The organism is Streptomyces niveus (assembly GCF_001723055.1).
Taxonomy (GTDB): domain Bacteria; phylum Actinomycetota; class Actinomycetes; order Streptomycetales; family Streptomycetaceae; genus Streptomyces; species Streptomyces niveus.
The window spans coordinates 1-3757 of sequence record NZ_MDCR01000264.1 but is presented as its reverse complement, the minus strand read 5'-3'; the positions used below and the strand labels follow the sequence as shown (position 1 = coordinate 3757).

At 71.4% G+C, this 3757-nt stretch carries 3 protein-coding genes; 2 read left to right on the top strand and 1 reads right to left on the bottom strand.

All coding sequences use genetic code 11. The annotated features are described in order from the left end of the window. Nucleotides 1–156: 156 nt before the first annotated feature. Nucleotides 157–1062: a LysR family transcriptional regulator gene (locus tag BHU15_RS27130; protein ID WP_255293229.1), complete on the top strand. Its 906-nt coding sequence runs from the start codon at nucleotides 157–159 to the stop codon at nucleotides 1060–1062. 303 nt (nucleotides 1063–1365) lie between these two features. After that, nucleotides 1366–2940 (top strand): hypothetical protein, encoded by a 1575-nt coding sequence (locus tag BHU15_RS27125; protein ID WP_107422938.1) that lies wholly within the window; start codon nucleotides 1366–1368, stop codon nucleotides 2938–2940. Nucleotides 2941–2989: 49 nt separating this feature from the next. On the opposite strand, the gene BHU15_RS27120 is transcribed toward BHU15_RS27125, so the two are convergent. Then, on the bottom strand, nucleotides 2990–3757 hold a 768-nt coding region (locus tag BHU15_RS27120; RefSeq protein WP_069629589.1), incomplete at its 5' end, for an aldo/keto reductase.

The window sequence follows — 3757 nt, the reverse complement described above, 5'->3', positions numbered from 1 at the left end:
ATCTGGTGCACGGCGATGGCGGGGGCAGTGGTGGTGGCGGTGGATGCGGTCATGCCACGTGACCGTAGGGAGGAATGCGAGCGCCGGGCAGCGGGTTGCGCTCATGGAACGCCCGCATCCATGAGGCGTGCTCATACCCGCAGGCAGGAGCCCCCTGTGACCGCTGACCTCTCGCCGCAGGAGCTGCGCACCCTCGTGGCCGTCGCCGCCGACGGCGGCTTCTCGGCGGCTGCCGCGACGCTCGGCATGACACAGTCCGCCGTCTCGCACGCGGTGCGCGGCGTCGAACGCAAGGTGGGCGCCGTCCTGTTCGAGCGCGGCCGGTACGGCGCGCGCCCCACGGCGGCCGGCGCCAAGGCGGTCGCGCACGCGCGGCGGGTGCTGCGGATGCTGGACACGCTCGTCGCGGAGGCGCGCGGGGCCGGGGCGGGCCCGGACGGCGGCGACACCGTCGAGGGGCCGCTGCGCATCGCCGCGTTCCGGGGCGCCGCCCTGCATCTGCTGCCGCGCGCCCTGGAAGCCCTGGCCGTACGGCACCCCGGCATCGAGGCGACGGTGCGGGTCGTCAGGGAGATCGGCGCCGGTACGGCCGGGGAGGTCGCCGAGGGGCGCGCGGACGTGGGGATCGCGACGATCGGTACGAGTTCGCCGGTGCCGCAGGGGCTGGTCGGGGACGTACTCCTGGAGGAGCCGTACGCCCTGGTCCACCCCGCAGGCCATCCGGACCCGCGCTCGCTGCCGCTGGTCGACTGGGCGGAGAACTGCTCCTCGTACACCCGGAGTTGGTGGTCCGAGCAGGACTGGATCCCGAGCGCGACGGTCCAGGCCGAGGACGACGGGACGGTGCTCTCGATCGTGAGCAGCGGACTCGGCATGGCGATCATGCCCGCGCTGTCGCTGACGGGCGCACCGCCGACGACCGAAACCACCGACCTCGGCGCCGGGCGGCCCACCCGTTCCATCGGTTACGTCACCACGCCCGAACTGGCGACGACGGTCGCCGTCCGCGCGTTGATCCGCGAGCTTCGGGCACTGCGTCCGCCGCGTTCGCTTGATGGCTGACGACCTTGGAACGGCCCCTGGTCAACCGGCAGATGAACACCTGCCCGCTCGGCCCCGAGCGGGCCCCCGAGTGGGTCCGTGGGCCCTGCGTATAGGCCCTGACCTGTACCTACGCTGCTGCCGCTCGGGGGCAGTTACGGCGTGGGGCGGGAGATTCGGGTGTGTGACGGGCGGCAGCAGGACAGAGGCCGACGGAGTCGGTGGCGACGACGGGACCGGCGTGACCGGCGCGGCTGGGGCGACCGGCGCGACTGGCGTGACCGGGGGCAGAGCGGGGCCGAGTACGCCGCGATGTTCGGGGTCGTGGCCGCGGTCGTCGCGGCGATCGTCGGCCTGGCCGTACCGGCCGACGAGGCGACCGGGCTGAAGAGCGCGGTGTGCCGCGTACTCCATCCGATGAGCGGGGACGAGGCCTGCGCCACCGGCGACTACGCGGGCGACGAGGGCGAGGGCGAGGGCGGCGACGGCGGCGGTGGTGGAGGAGAGGGCGGGGATCCCTTCGTACCGAACGGCGACCCGTTCGAGCCCACGAGGTGTCTGCTGTCGCAGGATCAGACCAAGACCACCGTCGTCGTGCAGATCTTCTTCATCAAGATCAGCAGCTCGGAGACGGTCAAACTCCAGCAGTGGTCGGACGGCACGGTCACCCTGGAGCGGATCACCGAGGTCGGCGGCGGCGTCACGGCCAGCATCTCCGCCGGCATCCGCGGTCTGGAGGACTGGGGCGGCAGCGCCAAGCTGAGCGGTACGTACCAGAAGGGCAGCGGCAGCGGCGGGCAGTGGCTCTTCTCCGGGAACAAGACCGGTGACACGCAGAAGGACCTCGAACTCAACCTTGAGGACGCCAAGCAGTTCACCGAGTATCTGAAGGCCCAGGACGAGTGCAACTCCCGCCCCGCCGGGCCGCGTTCCTCCGAACTCGGGATGATCTGCGGCTACCACGCCGGCAAGAAGAAGCCCGATCTGCCGCCCGAGAGGGCGCCGGACGTCGACATCACCAAGACCTCCGTCGAGGCGTCCGGCAACGCGAACTTCGGTGGAAAGTTCAAGGGCAGCGGCAAGGGCGGTGGCAAGGACGGCGGTCCCAAGGACCTCGGGAAGATATCCGGTGAGCTGGCCAACGGCACGATGACCGAGGACGTCGTCGTCATGCGCGCCAACACCGGCCCCGACGCCGGGAAGATCACCTTCATCTACACCTTCACCGTCAAGGGCGCGGGTGGCGCGGGCGGGATCGCCACCGGCGAGAAGATGCAGCAGGTGGCCGTCACCTACGACGCGGCGACCTACGACCAGGAGGAGGCGGACGGCAAGGCGCACCGCCCGGAGAAGCTGATGATCACCACCAGCGAGGAGGCCGGCGGGGGCGGCGGCGTCAAGGTCGAGGGCGGTGCCAACGCCGGGCCCGTGACGATCGACGTCGGCGGCGGTGGCGGGTCCACCAACTCGCAGATCCACACCGAGACCGCCGAACTCATCCTCGACAACGACGCCGACAGCACCACCGTGGAGGACTGGCTGCGCGGCAACGGCGACCACCCCGCCAAGAACCCGCTGCCCACCCCCAGCGACGCGGCGAAGGTGCCGGGCCCCGACGCGAGCCCGCTGGAACGGCTGCTGTACGACAAGGGCAAGCTGAGCAAGCTCGACTACAAGGCCAACACCGACTGGTGGAACGCCTCGCTGGGCATCGGCTTCGGTATCTCCGCCGGGCAGTTCACGCTCGGGTTCAAGCTCTTCGGGATCGACATCACCCACGAGGAGAAGAACCAGACGATCACCGGCGACCCGATGTACGCGACGGGGCCGAAGAACGGCGGGGCGCGGCCCTGGGTCGAATGGAAGAACTGCAGCAAGATCAAACCCATCCCGACCTGAGACCTGAGACCTGAGACCTGAGACCGACTCCGTACCCGTCCCCGTACGGTCAGCCGCGCAGCTCGGACAGGTCCTCGTCGCCCAGATCGATGTCGCCCGCCGCGACGTTCTCCTCCAGATGAGCGAGCGTGCCGGTGCCGGGGATCGCCAGCACCGACGGTGACCTCGCGAGCAGCGCGGCGATGGCGATCTGCGCCGTGGTGGCGCCCCGGCGGGCGGCGACCCTGCCGAGCCGTTCGGTGTCGAGCGGGGTGCCGCCACCGCCGAGCGGGAAGTACGGCACGTAGGCGATACCCGCCGCCTCGCACTCGGCGAGGAGCGCGCTGTCGTCGGCGTACTTGTTCTGCACCGCCGTGACGGGCGCGACCGTACGGGCCTCCGCGAACTGGGCCGCGTCGACGTTGCTGATGGCCAGGTGCCGGATCAGGCCCTCGTCGCGCAGCTCGGCGAGCGCCGCGAACCGGTCCGCGATCGACTCCCCGCCCGGCCCCGTCATCCCGCCGACCCGCAGATACACCAGGTCGAGCCGGTCGAGCCCGAGGGTACGCAGATCGGTCTCGACGAGCCCGCGCAGCTGGTCGGGCGTCGCCTGCCCGCTCGGCACACCGTCCGGTCCGGGCAGCGGGCCGACCTTCGTCGCGATGACCAGGTCGGCGGGGTACGGGGCCAGGGCCGTACGGATCTGCTCGTTGGCCCGTACGCCGCCCCTGCCGTAGAACCCGGCGGTGTCGATGTGGTTCACGCCCAGCTCCACGGCCCGCCGCAGCACCGCGATACCGGTCGCGGAAGGGCGCGTCGGGCCGTCGAAGGTGCCGGT